16 protein-coding genes are annotated in these 24443 nt (G+C 36.8%); 8 read left to right on the top strand and 8 right to left on the bottom strand.

The genetic code is table 11. The features are described 5' to 3' along the window. Positions 1–271: 271 nt before the first annotated feature. Genes EKM66_RS05745 through EKM66_RS05730 form a run of 4 tightly spaced genes read right to left on the bottom strand, consistent with a single transcriptional unit; the run spans position 272 to position 5002 of the window. Positions 272–973: a zinc metallopeptidase gene (locus EKM66_RS05745; RefSeq protein WP_125762515.1), complete on the bottom strand. Its 702-nt coding sequence runs from the start codon at positions 971–973 to the stop codon at positions 272–274. Between the two features lie 6 nt (positions 974–979). Continuing rightward, complete coding sequence (locus EKM66_RS05740) at positions 980–1420, bottom strand: hypothetical protein (RefSeq protein WP_125762513.1); 441 nt, start codon at positions 1418–1420, stop codon at positions 980–982. Further along, positions 1420–4200: a YhgE/Pip domain-containing protein gene (locus EKM66_RS05735; protein WP_191988034.1), complete on the bottom strand. Its 2781-nt coding sequence runs from the start codon at positions 4198–4200 to the stop codon at positions 1420–1422. The genes EKM66_RS05740 and EKM66_RS05735 overlap by 1 nt, the downstream gene beginning before the upstream one ends. 46 nt (positions 4201–4246) lie before the next feature. Beyond that, positions 4247–5002, bottom strand: a complete 756-nt coding sequence (locus EKM66_RS05730) for an alpha/beta hydrolase (protein ID WP_125762511.1) — start codon at positions 5000–5002, stop codon at positions 4247–4249. 68 nt (positions 5003–5070) lie between these two features. On the opposite strand from EKM66_RS05730, the gene EKM66_RS05725 reads away from it, so the two are divergent. Continuing rightward, positions 5071–5757 carry a ribonuclease H family protein gene (locus tag EKM66_RS05725; protein WP_125762509.1) on the top strand — a complete coding sequence of 229 codons (687 nt, stop codon included), beginning with the start codon at positions 5071–5073 and terminating at the stop codon, positions 5755–5757. Between the two features lie 365 nt (positions 5758–6122). Here the strand turns inward: EKM66_RS05725 and EKM66_RS05720 are convergent, their stop codons facing one another. Together EKM66_RS05720 and EKM66_RS05715 are read right to left on the bottom strand one after the other, a co-directional pair. After that, positions 6123–12035: a mucin-binding protein gene (locus tag EKM66_RS05720; protein ID WP_125762508.1), complete on the bottom strand. Its 5913-nt coding sequence runs from the start codon at positions 12033–12035 to the stop codon at positions 6123–6125. A gap of 454 nt (positions 12036–12489) precedes the next feature. Beyond that, on the bottom strand, positions 12490–13440 hold the full coding sequence (locus EKM66_RS05715; RefSeq protein ID WP_125762505.1) for a DUF1002 domain-containing protein: 951 nt from the start codon (positions 13438–13440) through the stop codon (positions 12490–12492). Between the two features lie 174 nt (positions 13441–13614). Here EKM66_RS05715 and EKM66_RS05710 point away from each other — a divergent pair, with 174 nt between their 5' ends. The 7 genes from EKM66_RS05710 to EKM66_RS05680 all read left to right on the top strand — a co-directional run bounded on the left by EKM66_RS05710 (position 13615) and on the right by EKM66_RS05680 (position 23187). Further along, positions 13615–14667 (top strand): D-alanine--D-alanine ligase family protein, encoded by a 1053-nt coding sequence (locus EKM66_RS05710; RefSeq protein WP_125762501.1) that lies wholly within the window; start codon positions 13615–13617, stop codon positions 14665–14667. Positions 14668–14901: 234 nt separating this feature from the next. Then, the gene (locus tag EKM66_RS05705) at positions 14902–16218 is read left to right on the top strand and encodes an ATP-binding protein (protein WP_164505058.1); all 1317 of its coding nucleotides are present in this window, start codon (positions 14902–14904) and stop codon (positions 16216–16218) included. Between the two features lie 458 nt (positions 16219–16676). Next, positions 16677–18017 (top strand): reverse transcriptase/maturase family protein, encoded by a 1341-nt coding sequence (locus tag EKM66_RS05700; protein ID WP_125762498.1) that lies wholly within the window; start codon positions 16677–16679, stop codon positions 18015–18017. A 283-nt stretch (positions 18018–18300) separates the two neighbouring features. Then, positions 18301–19164 (top strand): PRD domain-containing protein, encoded by an 864-nt coding sequence (locus EKM66_RS05695; RefSeq protein ID WP_225426564.1) that lies wholly within the window; start codon positions 18301–18303, stop codon positions 19162–19164. 19 nt (positions 19165–19183) lie between these two features. After that, on the top strand, positions 19184–19522 hold the full coding sequence (locus EKM66_RS05690; RefSeq protein WP_125762496.1) for a PTS lactose/cellobiose transporter subunit IIA: 339 nt from the start codon (positions 19184–19186) through the stop codon (positions 19520–19522). A 40-nt stretch (positions 19523–19562) separates the two neighbouring features. Next, positions 19563–20993 carry a 6-phospho-beta-galactosidase gene (lacG, locus tag EKM66_RS05685; RefSeq protein ID WP_125762494.1) on the top strand — a complete coding sequence of 477 codons (1431 nt, stop codon included), beginning with the start codon at positions 19563–19565 and terminating at the stop codon, positions 20991–20993. A 391-nt stretch (positions 20994–21384) separates the two neighbouring features. Then, on the top strand, positions 21385–23187 hold the full coding sequence (locus EKM66_RS05680) for a PTS lactose transporter subunit IIBC (RefSeq protein ID WP_125762492.1): 1803 nt from the start codon (positions 21385–21387) through the stop codon (positions 23185–23187). 53 nt (positions 23188–23240) lie between these two features. Here EKM66_RS05680 and EKM66_RS05675 read toward each other — a convergent pair whose 3' ends face one another. Together EKM66_RS05675 and EKM66_RS05670 are read right to left on the bottom strand one after the other, a co-directional pair. After that, positions 23241–23867, bottom strand: a complete 627-nt coding sequence (locus EKM66_RS05675) for a PBECR4 domain-containing protein (protein WP_125762489.1) — start codon at positions 23865–23867, stop codon at positions 23241–23243. 166 nt (positions 23868–24033) lie between these two features. Further along, positions 24034–24417 (bottom strand): hypothetical protein, encoded by a 384-nt coding sequence (locus EKM66_RS05670; protein ID WP_125762488.1) that lies wholly within the window; start codon positions 24415–24417, stop codon positions 24034–24036. Between the last annotated feature and the right edge of the window lie 26 nt (positions 24418–24443).

Genomic DNA, 24443 nt, shown 5'->3' with positions numbered 1-24443 from the left:
GTTTTAGGCTGGAATACTGCCATTGATTCATTTCGTGGATATTTAACAAAGTGTTCGGATTAAACTTGCAATCTCTCATATATTAAACTTTAAATTAGAGAAATAAGGTGTGATGAAAATCATTAAATGCCCTTACCTTATCGAGCCTATGGTAACGATAATGTACACCGTATTTTATTACAAAAGCTGACCGAATCGCGATTCGGAAGGCTTTTTTACGTTCCAAAATAAATAGCCATTCAGAAAAGTTCTGAATGGCTATTTTTGTACATTAATCTCGATTGTTTCCAAACAATAAAATCAAACGTAATAATTGAAGTGCTGATGAAAGTGCAGCAGCCACATATGTTAAAGCAGCGGCACCAAGGACTTTACGTACCATTGGTACTTCATCACTTTCAAGCAGGTCACCTGAACTAAGTATCTTGATGGCACGTCCTGAAGCATTGAACTCAACTGGTAAAGTAACTACTTGGAACAATACTACTAGAGCGAATAACCAGATACCAATCGTAATAAAAAGATGATTAGCACCCAAGATGATACCTAGAAAGATCAGTGGGATAGAAAACTTTGAGCCGATGTTAACAGCTGGAACCAACGCTGCACGGGCACGCATTGGTGCATAACTTTGTTGATCCTGGATAGCGTGTCCACATTCGTGGGCGGCAACCCCGATTGCTGCAACTGAAGTAGAACTGTAAGTAGAATCAGATAGATTCAAAGTCTTATCACCTGGGTTATAGTTGTCAGTTAAATTACCACTGACACGATTGATCTGGATATCTTGAAGCCCAGATTGATCAAGAATATAGCGTGCTGCCTCAGCACCAGTGGTACCACGACGACTATCAAATTGGTCGTACTTATCAAAGTTATGTTTGACATACCATGATGCCCACAAACTTATCGCAATACCAATAATTACTAAGATGTAAGTGGGGCCGAATCCATATCCGTAATATCCGTACATTTATTGTTAACTCCTCTTTAATTCTTTATTGCCTATATTATAACCATTCTTTGTGAATTTTTCTTGAATTATGTGGTCTAAGCCTTCGAATTTCAAAGTATCGAGTTTGATTTGATCTTTGACGAAAGTGATAAGTCTATCACTAATCTCGTCTTTATCAATGTCATTTAGTCCAGTCGTTTTAACTAGGAGTTTTCCAGAATTATTGTCTATATCGACATTCTCGATAGCAACTAGTCCTACCAGTTTTTTGGTACGTTTGTCTTGTAGGAACCAGTAAATACTCTGATTTCTCATGACACTCTTAGCTGTATGGCTGATAAAATCAGTTGTTTCAGCGATACTTTTACCTAGGAATTCACTGGCTTCTTTTAATTTGAAATGTGTGGGAAATTCCCACATGAAATTCTCTGTTATAAATGGTCTGTAAGATTTTAATTTTGTCATTATTCGATTATCATACTCTTCTTAGCACTCTTGTGAAGTTTATTGATCAGTGGCTTCAACTTCTCAGTTAATAGAAGTCCAATTAAGTAAAAGGCGATACCAAATGCCAATAAGATGACGATATCCTTAGTTGCGTTTGGCCAATATATACCACCAACTGCCTCACGGAAAAGGTTAACCGCATAGGTAAATGGTAGGTAAGGATTAATAACTCTAAAGAATCCGTCTGATAAGACAACTGGGAAGTTACCACCGGCACCAGATATGGATAGAACTAGAATGATGATACCGAGTCCCTTACCGATTGTTCCAAACATCTGAACCAGTGAATATAGGATCGATATGAATACGAAACTAATAATCATTGAGAATAATACTAATGCAACTTTGTTTTGAACATAAGCATGCAAGATGAAGATATTACCAAGTGAAGCGGCGATTGCTTGAAGTAAGTTCAATGAGAAGAAGGTCAAGTAGCGACCGTTGAATCTTTGCTTGAAGCTGTAACGGTACTTCTCTTTGTCATTCAGTTTGAAATGAACTGTGAAGACACTTGATAGCAGTAAGGCACCAACCCAAATACATAGTGCTAGGTAGAATGGGGCACTGGCAGAACCGTAGTTTGGAACGTTATATAAGTTCTTTTGTTTCAAGTTGACTGGATTAGAGAAGAAGTCAGATTCTGTATTGGCGTCAGCTTTCATTAATTTGATGATAGCTGATAGGTCGACTTCTTTTTCGCCAGCCTTAAGTAACTTAGCAGAATGATGAACGTCTTTTTCCAATTGTGGCCAGTCATTGACAGCAAAGTCATTGGCAGCCGCAAGTGCATTCTCCAATTCAGGAGTCTTGGTGTTGATCAAGTTCAATGTAGTACTCAACTGGTTTTCGATTTCTGGCAATTGATATTGTACGAAGAAAGTTGCTGTAGCGAGTTTCTTCTTCAAGTTAGGATAATCCTTGTTGTAGAAGTCATTAGCGACGTTGATGCCAGTGACGATATTGCTCATATTGCCGTTCAAGAGCACATTAGCATCGTGAATTTCAGTACCGATAGCAGGTAATTGTTTCTGGTACTTTTCTAGATATACTAAGGCAGTTTGAAGGATACCTTTTGTGTTATTCAATAGTTCAGGAATAGCAGGGATAACGCTAGTATTAACATCGTTTAGAATCGAACCAGCATTAGTTAATAGTGATTTGACGTTATTGATAGTGTTTGATACTGCGTCAAGGATTCCTGATCCCTTGATAGTTGCGACCTTATCGGCAATCGTATTAGCTTGTGTTGATAGTGTAGCTAACTTAGCTTGTAAGTCGTCAGTACTCAAGTTATCGAAGTCATTAATGATCTCAGTTGCCTTGTTAGATAGATTATCGTTCAAAGCGGCTAGGTCATTTAGATGTTTGATTGGAGTATTCATGATTGTAGATTGATCTTTACCTAGTTGTGTAGCTAGTTGATTGTAGAGATTTTGTAGATCAGTCAAGGTTGAAGCAAGTTGACGGCTGACTGATGCAAGTTGGGCACTGTCGTCTGCCATGTTTTGGATCACAGTCTTCAGCTGTGCTTTAAGAGCTTGATTCTCAGGGTCAGCTTTAATTCTATCGATCAAAGTATTGACGTTAGTTGCGGAAGTACTGATTTGTTTAGCAAGGTTATAAACCATTGATAATCCAGTATCAACGGTTGATTTGATAACAGGTAGTGCATTTTGGATTTTTGGAATCAAGTTAGTATTGGCGTCATTGATAGCTGATTGTGCATCTTTACCGAATTGAGTAACTTCTGGCATGACGTTTTCAACTTGTGTGATGACTTTGATACCATTATTAACTTGTCCGATGCTGGTACCCATCAAGTTAGAGATCTTACCAAAATCATTATCTACGGTATTGATCTGAGTACCGGCGTTTTGAATTTCGGGTATTTTAGTTTGAAGTTGTTTAACGGCTGTACCACCGGCATCAGCTAATGGTAGGAAGTTGTTCAATGTTACTAATTTCTGTGCATCAGCGTTTAATTCCGGAATATAACCGTACATTTCATTAGCTTCAGCAAGTTTGTTGTTCAAATTAGGAACGATCGTATTAGCTTTTTGGACTTTGTCCATGATGTCCTGGAGTTCGCCCCGGTTGTCATCAGTCAATACTAATAGACTAGAGAGACGGCGCAACATTGGCAGGTTGTTCTCTAGTTCAACACCGGATTTGTTTAAGACTCCGGTAATGGTTTTACTTAATGTTCCAATAAATTCTTCAGAGATTGTATTCTGTAAGGTCGTCGCTCCCGAACTCGTTAATTTCGGCGCGACAGCATTGATTTTTTGGTTAACAGAATAGACTAGAGTAGGCTTTTTGATTTTCCCAGAAGCAAAACTGATGATATCTTTGGAGAAGTTCTTAGGGATGTAGATACCTGCATAGTAACTACCATCCTTAACTCCCTTATCAAGTTGTTCCTTAGAGTCAACAAAAGTCCATCCTAGTCCATCGTTTTTCTTAAGATTGGCGATTAAATTCTCACCAATTTCGATTTTTTGATCGTTTAATTTAACTGATTGATCATCAGAGTAAACGGCCACTTTCAATTCATTAGCATTAGAATATGGATCCCATAGTGCCCATACGTTAAACCAGCAATATAGACATGGCAAAATAACCAAGGCCAGCATTAGTAGAGTTGCTGGTGGTGATTTCAATGTGCGTTGAATATCTAATTTAAATAATTCCCAAGTTTTAATAATTGTTGCCCTCCTCAACTGTTCGGTTACTAACAAAACAAGTTAACATAAATAAACAATTAAATAAACCATAAAATAAATATTATGTTAATGGATTAGAATAAATAAAGTTGTTTACACGCTTCAAGATTACCGAATCGTCATGCATCAGCGAGTGTTCAGCTTTGGAACCATTAACTGGATAATCAATGTATTCTTTGACACGGGGTTTTAAAATATATGAAATAGATTTGACCGAAGTTACCGAAATATATTTATCACTATTGGAATAGTCATCCACGTTGCCGTAAATATTTAAAACTCGCAGGTCATTTGAAATGGCGTTGCGACCCATAAATATTCTGAAGTAGGTAGGACTCATGAAGGCAGGGCGTCCGTCAGACTCAATTCTATTTAAGTTCGGAAGATCGCCCAGTCCAATAATTCCATTGAATGGACCAGCGATAGTGACTAGTTTTTTTAGTCTTGGCATGTAGGGATGCAACTTTTCTTTTAGATTAACCAAAAGCAAAGCTACAGCACCTAAGGAATGTCCCACGGCATCGTAAGTATCGAATTCGTGTTTTGTTCGTAGGTCGAATAACAATTTGGATAACCAATAGGAAATCTGATTGCTACCGACATATTTGTTTTGGAAGACGACTTGAATTATTGGATGACTGTCGTCGGTCCAAGTTCCCTCATAAGTTATTTTTCCACACCAGCTAATTGTTGCCTTGATATATTTGTCCGCTTCTTTATGATTGAATTTCAGTGCTGATTCAATCATTTTCTCGGTCGTGTAGTCCCCGCCACGAAAGCCGTGAATATAAAGTATCGGCCATTGTTTATTTTTCATAGATTCACCCCAACACTAACCTATTATATAATGAAAAGGATAAAATTATAACCGGACGAGGTAAGACAGTGCAAAAATATTATGCAGTACGACGCGGCAAGAATCCTGGGATTTATCGTTCATGGGCTGAGTGCAAGGCTCAAGTTGATGGATTCACTAATGCCCGCTATAAAAGTTTCACAACAGAGGCTGAAGCTCAGGAATTTTTGAAGGGTAAAGATTCTTATGCTCCAACGGCTAAAAAAGGATCGGCTAATAAGACGAGTGATCTGAAGGATTTTGATGTAGTAGTTTATACAGATGGTGGTTCTCGTAATCACGGTAATGTTAAAGGTGGGCATGTTAGAAGTGATGATCGTGCTGCTTGGGCATATCACATCAATGCCGGTGGAGAGGTGTACGAAGGTACTGCTGGTGAACTTGGTGCTACTAATAATCGCATGGAAATCATGGCCTTAATCGAGAGTTTCAAACGATTGAATGATTTGAAACTTAATAATAGGAAGATAATTTTTGTTTTGGACTCACAATATGTCTTGAATGCGATAACTAAGAACTGGCTTAATGGTTGGAAGCGCCGTGGATTTAAGAAGGCTGATGGGCAGGTTCCTATTAATGTTGAGCTTTGGCGTGAGTTGGATAAGTTATTGCCAACTGTTACCGATAAGGCTTTTGAGTGGACTAAGGGGCATGCTACAAACGTTGGTAATAATCGTGTTGATGAGCTGTTGAATGAGACCATGGATAAGATGTAGTGTTTTGGTTTTCAACCTCCAGCTAATTTCTACAGCTTTTTATTTGATTGCTTTTTTAGGTAGTAGATTGGATGTTTAAAAAGTTCAAAAGGAGCTATAGGACAAATATTAATATTTGTCCTATAGCTCCTTTTTTGTGTTTAGTTGTTCTTTTTACGTCTGTTGATTTTGATCCCGAATAATCCTAGTAGTGTCATCAAGCTTAGTCCTATTAGTTGGAAGATGTTTTTGTCGTCATCTTCGCCTAATTGAGGAATTGTTTCTGTGGTTTGTTTTTGATTACTTGATGTGCTTGTTAGTTTGCTTGGATTATTTTGGGAATTGTTTGTGCTTACCGTCTCTTTTGTAGTGATTGTATCGTTAGTTTATGTTCCTGGATTAGAAATATCTGTAGTATTTTCGGTTGAATTATCATTCTCATCTTTCTGATTATTTGCGGGATCTTCTGGATTATCGGTATTTGTATTATCGATGTTTTCATTGGATCCATTATTATCCTTGTCAGTTGTAATATTACCGGTATCTTTATCGCCAGAACCTTGGTCGTCCTTATCCTCTGAGTTAGTATCAGTATCTGGAGTTGTGGGATTATCTGGTTCATCAGGGTTATCTGGTGTAACCGGTGTTTGGTTCTTTGTGTAGATAACGGTTTGTTCATTATCAGGACTTTCTGAACTTACTGGAATTGCTTGGATAGTGCCATTTGTAGCAGTATGGCCATCAATTACTGGAGCGGTGATTTCGTCAAATCTTTCGTTGTCACTTATCCAGTCTTTGTATTCTGTTTCGCCAGTCACTAGGTCCTTAGTTCCAGTCCGTTCAAAGTTTATGGTATTAATGGTATCGTCACGCAATTTTTCACCATTATTATTCTGATAGTGAATTGTTTGAGTGACAGCCCTTTTATCAGTTACATCTTCAGTTCTGTGTTTTAGTGTAACTGTGAATTCAGGAACAATACCGTATTCGGTAAAAATTATACCGTCAGTTGGAAAGTTGTCTAGCGTTACTTTATAACCAAGTTTTTCGTATTTATCTATCAATGTACTGGTTGAATAGTCGGATGGTGTGTTGAAATATCCAGGTATTTCAGTACTCTCAAGGTCGGTTCCAGTAGTTTCGTCTTGATAAGTTATTTGGGCTTGTTGTGGTTTAGCTGAGTACTCTACTTTTTCAGTCGTTACATTGCCTTCAGGTGTTATTACACCGGTAACCGTAGTCTTCTTAGGTGTATATCCGGTAATAGATGGAACGTCAACTTCTATTTCAGTACCAACCTTTTTACCAGTTATTTCGACAACTTTATCTCCATTTGAAGTAGGTATGGTTACAGTGACCTTGTCCAAAACTTTACCGGTATAAGTGACGATTTCGGTTGCATCATCAGAGTCGCCGGTTATTTCAGTGGATGAAATTTCATTTGAATCGGGAGTGTAGCCTTTGATTTCATCAGTCTTAACGGCATCGAATGATGTGATATCTATAGGCTGCCATCCGTCAAAAGTTATGTTTCCGGTAACCAAATCAGTGGTCTTTGTGCGACTTAACAATGCAGTCTGAGTGACTGGGGATTTTGCTTCAACTTTATTCTCGTATAAGTAATTAATCGTACGAGTTACGCTTTTCTCCTCTGGTTCGGATTTAGTATCGTGCTTCAAGACAACACGGAATTCTTGAGTTACTCCATCCTTGTTAAATACTTCGCCATTTGTTGGTGTGTATTCATCTGATACGAAAACATAATGTTTATCCTTTAACGATTGGATGATATCGGCTGTTGTGTATGCATCAGTGGAATCAAAAGCTCCTGTTAAGTTTGCTCTTCCTAATTCGTCGCCAGTGTTTTCATCAGTATAGATAACGGTGGCTGATTGTTGTTTAGGCGTGTATGTTATTTCACCCGTTGTTACAGTTTCCTCAGGAGTTACTACGCCAAAGACCTGCTCAGCTGTAAATCCAGGAATATTTGGAACAGGAATTTCTACGCTATTACCGACTTTGACATTAGTTAGCTCAACAGTTTTGTCTCCTTCTGGAGTAGGGATGGTTACAGTAACTTTGTCCAAAGTTTTACCGATGTAAGTTACATTTTCGGTTGTATCGCCGAATTCATTAGTGACGTCAATTTTTGATATGCTATCAAAATCTGGCTCATATCCAGTGATTTCCGCGGTGGGAACTTCGGTAAGTGTTGAATCTTCACTGTTCCATTTGTCATAATCCACAGTTTTATCAACTAGATCCACTTTGGCTGTTCTGTTAAAGGTGGCAGTTTGAACAACTGAGGGTTGAGCCGTGTATCCATTCTCGTAACCGTAGGTTATAGTACGAGTTACGGTTTTATTCAATGGTTCCAAATCAACACCAGAAGGTATATCAGACGTATTTTCGTTTATAGTAATGATTTTATGAGTTAATGTTATCGTGTATTCTTTTGTGGTGCCGTCTGTATCATAAATAATTCCACCTTCAGGGAAGTCAGAACTTTCCAGTTGATAGCCGTTATTTAAATAACTATCAATTGTAGATTGAGGATTGTATCCGTCAGAGGTGTTGAAATCACCACTCAAAGTGTCAGTTTTGATTTTTTTACCAGTTGTTCCGTCAATATATGTTACATTAGCGGTTTCTTTGTTGGCAGTGTATGTAACGGTAACATTTGAATTACTAGAATCAGCGGTCGTTGAAGATTCAGTTGTGCTTGCTTCATCTGGTGTGTATCCAGTGACCGTAGGTGATTCCACGGTATCAAATGTATTTTTATCGGTAGTCCATTCACCACTATTAGTTATTTCACCCGTTACTTGATCGAAGGTTACAGTGTGGTTGTAGGTAACAGTTTGTTGTACAGGATCAGAAGTCTCGTTCCCAGTTCCATCAACATATTCGATTGTACGAGTGATGATTTTGGTCAATGAATCAAAGTCAGTTCCAGCGGGATACTTTGGACCGTCCGGATTGGTTGCATCGATTGGATCACCAATGGTTCCAGGATTATCAATGTCGACGGTTTTAGTACCATGTACCAAAGTTATGGTGTAAGTTTTGTCTTCGTCTAAGTCATAGACTATTCCGTTCTCAGGAAAGTCACTGGTATCAAGTACGTAACCCTGTTTTATGTAGTCGTCAATTGTGGCTTGTGGATTATAGTTATCAGTAGTTTTAAAATCGCCGTTTCGTTCTACAGTGGATAATACAGGAGAGCCAGTAGCTGTCCCGTCAACAAAGTTTACAGTAGCTTTTTCACTGTTGGCAGTATAAATAACAGAGGTGTCAGGTGTTGCAGATCCATCAGAATTCATAGTGTAGGTTACTTTGTCTGAACTAGTTGTATATCCGGTTATCTGTGGAACATCAATTGTAACTTTGCCATCGACCATTTCAGTAATATTGAATTTCTTATCACCATCTGGCGTTGTAATAGTTACATCGGTATTAACGGCTTGATTGATATTTAATTTTGGTGCATTTGGAATATCTAGTGTATTAAAGCTATTATCAACAGTACTTATTCCACTTTGATATAAGCCTAAGGTAGTTTCAACCGGTAGGATTGGTGCGGATATGTTTTCAACGTTATTAACGGCGGATTCTAAAGTTAAAGAGTCAGCGGTCAGAGACTTGATTGTCTCGGCTTTTGGCATAGCTACTTTAGACACTTGAGTGGTTTCACCAGTATCAGGATCAGTCACTGTTTCAGCTAAGTCAGGAATTGCAGTGTAGTAGAACCGGTAGGTATTGTTGTCATTTGAATTACCTGAGATACCTTTTGTAATACTGTTAAATTCAGATAGTGGGTTAGGACTAGTGAATACATAATAGTCAGTTAGAAATGATACAACAGGTTTGAAGTTTAAGCCATTTTTGTCAAACTCCCTTGTGACAAATAAACCGGTAAGCTGGTAATCTTTTCCGTCAATAGAGCGTTTCTGGACTAAGTTAACTGTTAACTTATCTAAAAATACTGACCATTCTTCTGCATCTGGGCGATAGTAAGAGTTACCATTCGGATCAGCTTCAATCAAAGATGAGTCTATGTAAAAGGGGGATGAGACTGTGGTTCCAGGTATTTTGTTGCTCATAAGTGCTTGATCTATAAATGTACTTAAACTATCTCCATAGAATAGATAGCCATAAAGAGTGCCTCCTCCTTCATCTTCATTATTTCTGACAGAAGTGTCGTTGGTGGATAACTTTTTTGGATCAGCCAAACTATCAGTTGCTATTTTATTTAATTCTTCATTTGGAGAATTTTCAGCAAGTAAATTAGCTAAATCGTTGAATCCAGTTCTGAAGGTTTCAAGATCAGATTGGAATTCATTAAAATTTTTAGAGACTGTGGACGAATCTGTAAAATCACCGATAGTTATCGCAGCTTCTGGAGTGGATAGATTATAATCATTGACTTTTTTTGTGTAAGTATCAACCAAATCAGAATAGCTGAAGTTATTTTCTCCTTTTGGTTCTTGGTTTACATTGCGTTCGAGATATTTGGCGCCAGCAGGGGTCGTCATTTCGGTATTTGTAATGGCTGTGTGAGTTCCCTCTATAGCATCCTCATATGCGTAAGCGGCATGCAAGAAGTTATCGCCGATTGTTTGCAAGTTATTGTTTAAAATATTCCATTGACCAGTTTTTGCGGCAATGCCGGAGATGGTTGTCCATATTTCTTGACTGTTATTCATGGCTCCAATTAGATTGTTGATTTGATTGATTCTTTGTTGAAGCTTCTTTTGAGAATTAATGACTTCTGAACTATCACCAACAGTTTTGAATTGTTCGTCTATATCAGATTTAACTTGAGAATAATCAATTGAGGTAGAGTCGCCAGCAGATAAATTGCTGTCGTATAACTTTAATTTGTTCTGATATTCAGTCAATGCAGTTTGATAGTCAGTTTGACTTATTGCTAGGGCATCTATGGAAGGGTTGATAGTATCCTGTGAATCAGTTATTGCGGATTTTAAGTTAGATAGGTCGTTGGATGTTATTAGGTCTCGTGATGCAGCGTCTTTAACATCTTGAATATATGTTTGATACGCATTTTTCCATTCTTCAGTCGCTGCTGAAAGTGTTTCGAAAGCTTTTCCTGTGATATCACCAGTTGCTAAGATTTGTGCTACATCAGCACTGTTTTGAGCAACGGTATATGCATCTTGTGCAGTCTGATATGCGGTTGCTGCGGCATTAATAGCATCTTTTTTAGCGTCGATGTCAGCTGTACTTACAGAGCTTATGTTAACTGAACTTTGAATTTGGCTGATTTTGTCGTTGTAATTATTTACAGCAGTTTGCCAGTTGCTCAGGTTATCGTTAACTATTTTTGCTTGTGCCTCTAAATCCGTATGAGCCTTATCGGCGGTGTCATACGCTGTTTTTGCGTTCTTATAATTTACTAATTTGTCAAAATTGTCATCTGTAGGGTTCTTAGATACATCAACAGGCGACAAAGAAGTATTAGCAGCCGTGTTGTAGTCAGACACCGCCTGATTGTATTTTGTTAGTGCAGCATCGTAGGTTGACTTAAGGGCAGTCAACTCATCAACAGCCAAATTCTTTGAAATACCAGTATTCAAAGCGCCAGCTGCAGTTTGTAAACTGCTTTGTGCACTATTAACAGCTGTAGATTGATTGTAGGAATCAAGGTTAGCGTTAACAGTGGCTAATTCTTTGTCAACTTGTTTTTGATAGTTAGCAACTAGAGAATTGTAATCATCAATAGTGGTACCTTTGACTTCTCCGTCTTGAGTTACTGAACTAACAGCATTTGGTTCTTTCGCAATGGCTGCATTAATAGCTGCTTGATATTTATCAACTATATTCTTGGTTCCGACGGCGGAGTCTTGAAAATATGAAGCATCGTTTTGATATTGACTGAGCGTGAACTGCAACTTGGCTTTCCATTGTGGATCATTCTTTAAATTTGGATCATTTAACATGCTTTGTATTTCGGCTAAACGTGCATTAGCTTTATCAGCGTATTCGTTACTAGTATCTATCTGTGTCTGAGTATCGGTATATGTTTGATTTAATTCAGAACTTGATTGGTCAGTGACAGCATTGGCATCGGGAATTGTATCTTCTTGAATTGCCTCTTTTGACGTAACTTCAGTAGTCGGTGCTCCGTCATCAGTGGCAGCACGCACGGGCTTTGTTGTGGATGCTAGAGATAATCCCAATCCCAAGGCTGTAATGTTGGCATAAACCCAATATTTTCCAACTTTGTAAAACTTTTTACTTTCAGGAGCGGTTTGTGTCTTTTTCGAAGAAAATTTCATAACTAGATCCCCCTATTAATATTTTGTTTTTTTGTTGAATATAATATTTGTTAATACCTATTATAGAATGATATTTTGTGAATATTGTTCAAGTTTATATAGATTGCCTCGTATAATATGACAATTTGTATAGTAAACGACAAAAAAAGGCTGAAGCGCCATGGAATTTGTTCTCCATGATGTTTCAGTCTTATATTTTTACGTTCTTATTCACTCTCTAAAACGAGTTACAAAGGCCAAATTTCTGCGCCTGCTACGAATAACAAATGCACCACTTCGTGGCACCTTTATTATTCTAGGGAGTGCTCAAAATTTCCCGGCCTTTTCCACTCTCTGAAACGAGTTGCAAAGAACAACACCGCTCCGCTTACTACGAATAGTAACTTAACCACTTCGTGGCAAAATTACTATCCTAGGTAATGCTCGGGTGTTCCCGTTCTTTTCCACTCTCTGACTAATTAAATAAATTTGTAAAGAATGAAACGATACTGTCCCAAATTCTTTGTAGGAAGTTACGATTCTCTTGTGTATCTAAGTTGTTGAAGATATTCTTGGCTTTGCTCATGATATCGTTGCTTAATTTGTTAGCTTGTTCTTTGAAGTTTGAATTCTTTAAAGCTCCTGAATCTCTGATTTCTACCATTAAGTTAATGATTTTTTGTTTTTGATTATCTGTAATGATATTTTGTAGGTCATTTTTTTGTAGGTTGTTGTTAACGATAGTTGTGATTTGGTTAACGGTGATATTGGTACCTTTTTGAGCAATGTCAGACTTCATACCAGCAACGGCGTTGTTCAATTGTTTATCTGAGTATCCGTCGGTACCTTTATTGGCATCAGTAATACCGCTCAATACGCCCATTTCATTTTGGGCTGCGTTAACTTGGCTCTGGTTCAGTGTATCGCCACTGCTTGAATATGCGGCATAAATACCTGCAAGGGCACCGGAACCATCGATCGGTGTAGCTGATGTTACATAGATGTTGGCATCACTGATACCAGCTGTAACGGCAGCGTTTCTATACTGGTCAGCAGTAATGGTGGTGATATTGTTGCTTCCATTATAATCAACGATTTTAACGTTAATACCAGATCCTGATGAAGTCTTTTGGATCAAGGCTGATGACCATACACCAGAGTTACTTGTAAAAGAACTTCCACTTGGGTTTAGATACTTGACTAAGGTATCACCAGTTACGGTAATGGTAGTGTAGTTATTGTTACTACCATTGATCTGTGATGATAGGGCATCGATCGTACCTTGTTTTTGACTAGCAGTTAGGGATGTACCAAGAGTCATTACTGGTTGGTCACTCAAACTGTCAGCTTTCACGCTTTGAGTAGTGAAGATACCCAAGGTGATTAAAGATACTAAACTAAGTAAAACAATATTTAACTTTTTCACGGTCAAATCCTCCTTGACCCTATTAAACCAAAGAATTATGAATAATTCGAGAATTTTGAAAAAATGACGTTGTGTAAACGCTTAAAATAGTCAAGAAATAGTGTTTGTGGTATTCTATAGGTTCTAGGAAATCGCTTTGATTTACAAAAAAAGAAAGAATAGGTGAAACGAACAATGAAAATTGTTGTCCTCTCAGGTGGTAGAAGTACCGAAAGAAACGTTTCTTTGTCTTCAGGTGTGAAGATTACAAACGCATTAAGAAGTAAGGGTTATGAAGTCGCATATGTCGATTCATTTCTTGGAGTAGATGTAGAAGAAGATAAAATCGATGATTTATTCACTACAGAACCAGAAGATGAAAAGAACTTGATCATTGATGATGAAGTTTTGACAGACGAAAAGATCAACGCCTTACGTACTGACGATACTATTGGATTGCTCGGAAAGAACGTATTGAAGATTTGTCAACACGCCGATATTGTCTACATGGGACTTCACGGTGAAGATGGTGAGAATGGTAAGATGCAAGCTGTCTTTGACGTTTTCGATATCAGATATACAGGAAGCGGCTCATTAGCTTCAGGAATTGCTATGGATAAGAAGTTCTCTAAAGAGGTCTTCGTTCAAAACCATATCCAAACAGCAGACTACACAACAACCACAACTAGTGATATTACAGCTGAAGATATTCCATTCGGCTTCCCAATGGTTGTTAAACCATCAAACGGTGGTTCAAGTGTTGGTACACATATTATTAGAAACGAATCAGAACTCAAAGAAAATATCGCTGATGCTTTGAGATTTGATAAAGAAGTATTGATCGAAGAATATATCAAGGGTAGAGAATTCTCAGTTGCTATGGTTGATAATCACGCCTTACCAGCTGTTGAAATCACAGTTGATACAGGTTGGTATGACTTCCAACACAAGTTCGTTGAGAATAATGTTACACATTTCATTACTCCTCCAGATCTTGATGATGAAACACATGAACGTATGCAAGCAATGACTAAGGATACTTTTGAAGCCTTAGGTATGAGCAATTATGGACGTGTTGACTTCTTACTTCGTGACAGTGAATTGTATGTCATGGAAGCTAATACATTGCCAGGTATGACACCATTGTCATTGATGCCACGTGAAGCTAAGGCTGCTGGTATTGAATATGCTGACTTATGCGAAAGTATTATTAAGAGCAAAGTTCGTATTTATGAGAATGAAAAATAGATAATCTGAAATATTCAAAAGGGTCAACTTCAAATGAAGTTGACCTTTTTTGATGAATCAATAATGATAATCACGACTAGCGCTCATACCACGAACGGTCGAACCGTCCTTCCTATGAGTACATTCTATAGGGATTATGAATTGCCGTCAAATTTAGTGCGTATCACGTAGAGATATAGACCAATTCAGGTATACTTTACCCATGATGTAAATACATATTGAATGGGAGCTCATATGCAAAATGAGGATAGCAATGTAGAGTACAAAAGGGAATTTAATAAGCATTTAAAACGTGAAATTGTTAGTTTTTTGAATAGTAATTCAGGAGGAGTTATCTATTTGGGTGTAGATGATGGTACTAAAGAATTGCTTGAGATAGAAGATAAGGTTAAACATTCGTGGGAAGAAATATTAAGCAATTGGGCAATCAATGCTTTTTATCCAATTCCGTATGGACTTATACAAGTATTTCCAAATGAAAAACCATTTAGAATAATGGTAAAATCAGGGAAAAACAATAGACCTTTCGCAATTGCATCAAAAGGATTTGATTCATCAGGTGTATATATTAGAGAGGGTAGTTCAGCAGTAAGAGCTAGTAACGAAAGGGTGATGAGAATGCAACAGCAATATATAATAAGTGGGCGGTTTGACTCTGAAGTTTCTGAGATTCAGGATTTGAGCTTTAATTATATTAAGGTCATTTTTGAAGATTTAAACATTGATTTCGATATAAACGCTTTGCAGATGAAATCTCATGGACAAAATGATCTATTTAATAACTCTGCATTGCTATTAAGCGATCAAAATGAGCAGACCTCTAAAGCAGCGGTATTTGATGGTCTCAACGTTATGAGATTTCGTGATAAAAAGGAATTTTATGGGTCTATTGCTGATCAAATTAAGCAATTATTTGCATATATGGATTTGATTAATAGAAAAAGAATAGTTATTGGACACCAAATCGAGAGAATAGAACAGGATGATTACCCGATTGAAGCCGTTAGGGAAGCAATTGTTAATGGTTTCGTTCATCGTGACTATTTACTACATTCCGAGGTCAGGGTGGAAGTTTATGATGATAGAATTGAAATCCTATCACCTGGTGGAATTCCTGATGGACTTACCCTAGATGATATCGAACGTGGTCAAACTGCTGCTCGTAATCCTCACTTGATTCATATTCTTAATAAAATGGATATCATTGAAAATTACGGTACGGGTATTAAAAGAATTAATTCTTCATATGATAGGTACAATTTAAAGCCTGAATTTGTAACTTCAGATAATTTATTTAAGGTAATATTACCTAATTTGAACTATCAAAAGGAGAAAATTTATAGTAAGGATAAGTTGGAAATAAATGATAATGATCAATCGGTCTTAAATATATTATTATCGTCTGGTAATCCACTCAAAAGGGATGAAATTGAAAAAAGAGGTAGTTTGTCTAGAAATCAAGTAATTGATACCTTGAAACGACTTCAAGATTACAATTTGATATATAAAATTGGTGATTCAGTTAGAACCAGATATGCTGTTTCTAAATAAAAAGCGTCTGATTTATAATCAGACGCTTTTTTGCTGTTAAATCAACGTTTGTTTACTAAATTAACAGAAAATTCAGACGCAATTCAGACGCAATTCAGACGCTTTTTATGGTTAATATATAAATTAATATAGTTATTATATGCTATAATTATAATGCTCAATCGTAATGTGAATTGAGGAAGTTAGTGGCAGTTTGTCAAGAATTTCAACCAGCATATTAATCAACGCTTGTTGGCTATCATAATCTTCTGCTATCGACTTGAATAAGTCGGTTACCACGATTAAAGTAATATTCATGATTAACTGATCCTTTCTACTAGTATACATCATTAGTAGCTATTGTTGGTTCCTTCCATTACCAGTGGTAGTGGAATTGTATTTAATATTGTGCAAGGTTTTATCAGTATAAGTGAAGGACCATCACGTTATTAGATAAAATCTTGCTCGTAGGAGAGCAAATGGTTAAAAGCCAATTTTTTAAAACAAAAATGTATGCACATTTTGATCCAGTAATTTCATATAGTAAAGTTAAAAGTCGTGTTGAGAGTCCAAAATGGGTTTCTGAGCATGGCTTTTTTCCGTTAATCCATTATGTAAAAGATACATCTAAATGGTTTAAAGAAAAAAATCATAAGGGAATTTTGAAGCCAAAGAGTAGAGAAATATATTATGCTTCTCATATTGATGGTTACATTTATAAATATTACGCTGATATATTGTCGAATAGGTATAACGAATTTGCTATTAATACTGGAATTGATGATTGCTCAATCGCCTATAGAACAAACAAAATACATCAAAATAATATTTCATATTCTCGAGAAGTATTTTCTTATATTGCAAGTAATGACGATTGTCTTATTATTAGAGGCGATTTCAGCAGCTTTTTTGATAATATCAATCATTCGGAATTATTAAGTAATTTGAAGAAGGTATTACATGTTAAATGGTTACCTAAAGATTGGATGCAAGTAATGAGATCCCTATATAGATGTGATTTTATAGAAAAAGATGATATAGAATTAACACTTGGTAAAGATAAATTCTGTGAGATTAATTCATCAAAATCAGAACCGTTTTTTAATCCTGAAGAATTTAGAGACTTTAAAAGAAAACATATTCGTCATGGGATAGAAGGAAGTCCAGATAATATGGGCATACCTCAGGGAACACCAATAAGTGCAGTGTTAGCTAATGTTTCAATGATTGAATTTGATAAAGAAATCCAAAGTTATATATTTCCATTAAATGGGATGTATAGACGTTACTCAGATGATTTTATACTTGCTATACCATTAGATGGAAAGACCAATGGAACGGTTAGCAATATAAGGAAAACAATAACTGATACTGCCCAAAATCTTGGACTGAAATTAAATGATAAGAAAACAGAAATATTAAAATACAGTGATAATAAGTTAACTGATTTTAGTTCTGGAGAGAATTCCAGACTAGATTATCTCGGATTTGTTTTTGATGGTAAAACAATATCCATACGAAAACGAAGCATTACTAAATTTTATAGGAAAGCATATAAAGAGATTGATAAGGGACTAAATAAACAAATCAAGAAGGGCTATACTCAATTTCCGGGTAGAAAAAAGTTTGTTAAGAACTATGTGGCAATATACCCGCAAACACATGGAAAATCGAAAACAACTAATTTTGTTAATTATGTTCACAGATCAAATAAAGAATTTTTAGGAATAGAAAATGTAGATATATTCATGAATGCTGAAATTAGGAAATCTGCACATAATTTTAATAAGCGTCTTATAGATGGTCTTGATAAAATTTAATTTCTTTGTATATTTCTACAAAGAGTTTTTTATTGCATATGAGTTGATCGATACAATTAAACATTAAAATAATCACCACAACCAATCCAAACACAAGTAAACAAAGTTTACTAAAATATTTACTGAAATCGTTTGCAAAAAGCGCTTACAGAGTGTACACTAATTCTTGTAAGTTAAAGCAAACAAATGGATTGTTACTATTAAATTAGGCATGACCATAAACTCCAGAACGTACTGGGAGTTTATGGTCATTTTTCATCCGAGAGGGGGCATTATATTGTTGGTGGTAAATCGAGTCTACAATAACAACACAGTGCTTGTGGATGTTGACAAGAAGAAACAAGCCATTATCCAAGGCCGTGGCGTTGGGTTCCAGAAGCGCCGAGGAGACGAAATTTCACCATCAGCGGTTGAGAGAATCTTTTACTTGGACACTGATGAGGCAAAGCATCGCTTCGGTTCTTTGCTTAAGGATGTTCCAATTGACATAACGATGACAAGTTTCGCTATCATCGAAATGGCTAAGAAGGATTATCATTACCCATTGCTTGATTATATTTATGTAACACTTACAGATCACATTTCACAAACTTACAAGCATCTAATGTCAGGCAAGTACGAGAAGAGTACCGTTCCTGACATACGTGATCGTTATCCGATTGAATATGAGATTGCGGATAAAGGATTACAAATGATCAATCACGATTTGAATGTACGTTTTCCAAACGATGCTGCTAAAGCATTAGCACTACACTTCATCAATGCTCGTGGTACTGAACAAGAAGATCATCCTAGAGAAGAAGATCTCAGTACTAGAGTAAATGAAGTGGTCCAAAACGTTTTTAAGGAATATGGAATTACCCGTAACATAACCAACCAGAATTACTTCGACAGATTGATGATTCATCTGCAGTATCTGGTTGAGAGGTTACAGACGAATGAACAAGATAAAAGGTTATTGAGTCAAGATATAGAATCAGATTTTCAAAAGCTTTACCCAAAGTCATTTGAGATTGCGAATGAAATAACTGACAAATTACAATCAAACCTTCATATCACTTTGAACGACAATGAGTTGGTTTACTTCATTATCCATATTCAAAGATTAATTCAAGAATCGGAGACGACATCGTCTCATACTAATTAACATCTAGGAGGAAATTCAAATGGCAACTAAAGAAGAAATTTCAATGACAGGTTTTGCAATCGTGGCTTACGCAGGAGATGCTAAGACAGATTTGATTTCAGCACTAAAGAAAGCACGTGATGGAGAAATCGACGAGGCTAAGAAACTCGTTGAATCAGCTACAGAATCTATCAACGATGCACATAACGAACAAACAAAGCTTCTAAGTAAGGAAGCCGGCGGTGAAGACATGGATGTTACATTCATCATGGTTCACGGTCAAGATACATTGATGACAACAATGATGTTGAAAGATGAAGTAGAATTCTTCATTGATGAATACGATCGTATTAATAAAATTGAGAAAAAATTGGGATAAAAACCCATTGATTGAAAAAACAATTTGAGGAGGTAACGGTTTGGATATTGAATTAAACAGAGTTAAGAAATTACCAAAGAACTTCGTATGGGGTGGAGCTACTGCAGCCTATCAAGTTGAAGGTTCTACTAAGGTAGACGGTAAAGGTAAGACAATGTGGGACGACTATTTGAAAGCTCAAGGCCGCTTCTCACCAGATCCAGCCAGTGACTTCTACAATCGTTATCCAGAAGATCTTGCTCTATCTAAGAAGTATGGATTGAATGCAATTCGTGTATCGATCTCTTGGACACGTATCTTCCCTAATGGTTATGGAGAACCAGTTCAAGCTGGAGTTGATTACTACCATAGATTGTTCAAGCAATGTATCGATGATGGTATCACACCTTATGTTTCACTACATCACTTCGATTCACCAAAGACACTCTTTGATGATGGTGACTGGTTGAATCGTAAGAATATCGATTACTTCGTTGATTACGCTAAGTTCTGCTTCGAAGAATTCACCGAAGTTAAGCACTGGTTCACAGTTAACGAATTGATTTCACTTGCTTATTCACAATATATCCAAGGTAACTTCCCACCAAGTCACAGATTTGATGTTACAAGTGCTATTCAAGCAGAACACAACGAATTGTTGGCACATGCTCGTGTAGTTAACTTGTTCAAGGATGGCGGATACGACGGTAAGATTGGTTTGATTCATGTTCTTCAACCAGTTTATCCTTACCCAGCTAATGCTGAGAATCAACATGCCGCAGATCTTCAAGATGCCTTCATGAATGCCTTCTTACTAGATGGTACATTCAAGGGTGAATATACTGATAAGACTATGAAACTTATCAACGAAATTCTTGATGCTAATGATGCCAAGCTTGATATTCAAGATGGCGACATGGATATCTTGAAGAAAGCCTCAACACGTAATGATTACTTTGGCTTGAACTATTACCAACCATCATTCGTTGCTGCATATAACGGTGAGAGTACTAACCACTTCAATGGTACAGGTGAAAAGGGTACATCATCATTCAAGTTCAAGGGTGTCGGTCAAGCTGTTAAGAATCCTAACATTCCAACAACTGATTGGGATTGGAACATTTATCCAGAAGGTCTATATGACATCTTGAAACGTGTAAGTTCAGAATATCCAGAAAGCAAAGAAATCTTCATTACTGAGAATGGCTTGGGATTGAAGGAAGAATTGCCAGAAGATGTTAAGGACGACACAATCATCGAGGATGACAAACGTATCGACTTCGTTGACCAACACATGGAAGCTGTTCTTCGTGCACGTGATGAAGGAGTTAACGTTAATGGTTACTTCATCTGGTCACTACAAGATCAATTCTCATGGGCTAACGGATACAACAAACGTTATGGTTTGTTCTTCATCGATTTTGCTACACAGAAACGTTATGTTAAGAAGAGTGCTTTGTGGTACAAGGCACTTGCAGATACAATGAAATAAAAAATTCAATAGACGTGGATTGTTACTATTAAATTAGGCATGACCGCGGCGTTGGATATCGGTAGGGCACAACTATATGCCTTACTGTATCCTCCGTTCGCGGTCATTTTTTTATGAGCTGGAAAGAGTGGGAAAAGCCGGGAGATTTTGAGCACTACCTAGGATAACGGAATCGACTCGAAGAGACGAATGTGTTATCCGTAGTAGGCGCAGAAATCTGGCTTTTGTAACTCGTTTAATGTAACCGCTACCACGTCTAGCGAATGCACCAGAACTTCTGATGTAGTCGTTAGGCGCGGTGGATCATCACGGGGTTTCATATATCAGCTTGTTTTTACGAAATTATTATTCTGATGACCCACGAGCTAAAAATACAAAAGGGGTGTATGTCATGCAATTTATCATTGATAAGTTGGAAAAGCATCAAAAGTTCTTTGATAAGATTTCAAAGAATATTTATTTGATGGCTATCAAGGACGGATTCTTAGCAGCAATGCCAATTATCTTGTTCTCATCTGTTTTCATCATGTTAACGTCTATTCCACCATTGTTCCATGTCACTCTACCTGTTGGTTTGAATGACTGGTTCAATAAGATCTACAATTACACCATGGGATTCGTTGGATTCTATGTTGCAGGTACGACCGCTAGAGCCTTAACAGGTTCTATGAACCAACGTATTAAGGGTAGCCGTTTCATTAATGCTACTTCTACACAAATGGCTTCAATGGCTGGATTCATGCTATTGGCTATTGGTCAAACTAAATCCGGTGCCTTCATTGGCGACTACTTTGGTACAAAAGGTATTCTTTCAGCCTTCGTATCAGCATTCTTGTCAGTTGCTATTTACAAGTACTGTGTTGAAAAAGATATTACTATTAAGATGCCTAAGGAAGTACCTGGTGCCATTTCACAAGCCTTCCGTGATATCTTCCCATTCTCATTCTCAATCATTGCCATGGGTCTCATTGATGTTGCCGCACGTGCATGGTTGAACGTTCCATTCTCAGAGATCATTGCTACATTGATCGCACCATTGTTCAAAGGTGCTGAGAGTTATGTTGGTATGGCAATTATCTGGTTCCTTATTCCTTTGTTCTGGTTCATGGGTATTCACGGACCTTCAGTTGTAAAGCCAGCTATCACAGCTGCACTTTACGGTAACACAACAGCTAACTTGGCATTACTAAAAGCTGGCCACTTCCCATTCCACTCACTAACAGAAAACTTCGGTAATTATATTGGTGAACTTGGTGGTACTGGTGCTACATTCGTTGTTCCATTTATCTTCATGTTCTTAATGAAATCTAAACAATTGAAGGCTATTGGTAAAGCATCATTTATTCCTGTAATGTTTGCCGTTAACGAACCTCTATTGTTCGGTGCTCCTATTATCTTGAACCCATACTTCTTCATCCCATTCGTTCTAGCTCCAGTTGTGAACGTCTTAATTGGTAAATTCTTTATTGATGTTTTGGGTATGCATGGATTCTTATATATCTTGTCATGGGCATTGCCTGGTCCTATCGGTGCATTCTTCGATACTAACTTCCAACCAATCTCATTACTATTGATGGTACTTCTATTGACACTAGATACATTGATTTACCTACCATTCTGTAGAGCTTATGATGCTTCATTGGTTAAACAAGAAGCAGCAGTTGATGCAGAAGATGACGCTACAGCTACAGACGGTGTTGAACTTGCCGGTGCTACAGCAGGTGCAGCCGTTGCCGCTCCAGAAGCAGCTACAACAGATACAAAGTCAAATGATACAAAAGCTACAGATACACCAGCTTCAACAGATTCAGATTCATCAGACTTTATGAAATTAGATCATCAAGTTAGAGTTCTTGTCCTTTGTGCCGGTGGTGGTACAAGTGAACAATTAGCTAACGCTTTAACAGACGGTGCTAAACAATATAATGTTCCTATTATGGCTAGTGCCGGAGCTTATGGTTCACATCACGATATTCTTCCAAACTTTGACTTAGTTGTTTTGGCTCCACAAGTTAGAACATATTATGATGATTTGAAGGCCGATACAGATCGTTTAGGCATTCAATTAGTTGCTACAAAGGGTCAACAATACATTGCTTTGACTCGTGATTCTAAGAAGGCTTTGGACTTTGTTATGGAGAATTTGAAGAAGAATGACGATTCTGATTCAGATACTGCTACAAGTACAAATTAATTTTTAGAAAATAAAAATGTTCAATCAACTTTTAAAGTTGATTGAACATTTTTTTATACCCTTATAATCATCTTGTTGATACCAACAAGAATATCTAAGTCGTCATTTGTATTACAATCTTGAAGATTTCCCCAAATAAAGTCGGTAAATAGCATGGAGTTCTTATGCCTAGCAAAGATGGCATCAACAGTGCACAATCGTTGATTAGTAATATTTCCTTTTAAAATTGTTCTTGGTACAAGAAAATTATTATCATCAGTAAAGCCCAGAATGGCTTTGCCGTCCGTTGTGGCCAATTGACAATGAATATTATTTTTTTCATATTCTTCAGTTATTATCAAGTTTTTACTGTTCCATTTGGGTAGAAACATGTCTGGAAATATTTCCAATGATTTTAATTTTCTTCTAACATTTCCTTTGTTTGGAATATTGAAATCAGATTTATTCAATGTACCTTGTAAGGCTTTTTTATAAAATTGATTTGGAAATAGATTGGATTTTAATCCTGTTAAGTGAAAGAAATTTCGATTTTTACCAGACACAATATAGTACGGCCGTAAAACAGTATTACTAGAGTAAATTAGATATTCCCAGTCTTGGAAAACATTATTATATTTTCTAGCAGATTGAATAATTATATTAGGAACTTTATCCTCAAAACTAACATTATTGGTTGTCATGTATTTTTCATTCCTAAATAAAAAAAGTGGGAGGCTTTATATATAAAGTCTCCCCTTTGAACTGGACATGGGTTTAACGTCTCCATACCGACTATTTCTTATTTCTATATTAATTCTATCAAGTATTTGAATTGGTGTAAAGAAAAACAAATGGTAAGCCTAATCTTTAGTATTTGTTGTATTTGATTTTATCAAAGGGAGTACCGTGGTTTCTGAGATTATTGTGTACTTTGTCGATTTTTGAGCGCATTTTCTTATCAATTTTGTCGAGATTCTCTTTGAATATAGGAAATTCAACAAATTCAGGATAGCTTTCAAGGTTATTAGTTCCAGATACTTTTATTTTCTTACCAGTAGGTGAATTTATAAAGGTCTTTAATCGAAATATAATATTGGGAGTTTTAGATAATTGAAAGATTATAGGAATATCAGTTGCACTTGAAGGCACATTAAGTATTAAAATATCAATTTTCTTATATGTGTGGGCGGGAATTATTTCGAAAGAATCTGATGGGATTTTTTGTGGTTCGATTCCGTCTTGAGTAATCATGTTTATATTTTTAGTAGGTTTGTCAA

It is taken from the genome of Companilactobacillus hulinensis (assembly GCF_003946555.1).
GTDB classification, from domain to species: domain Bacteria; phylum Bacillota; class Bacilli; order Lactobacillales; family Lactobacillaceae; genus Companilactobacillus; species Companilactobacillus hulinensis.
Note: the sequence above shows the minus strand (reverse complement) of the source record. Positions and strands in the feature narration are given on the sequence as shown.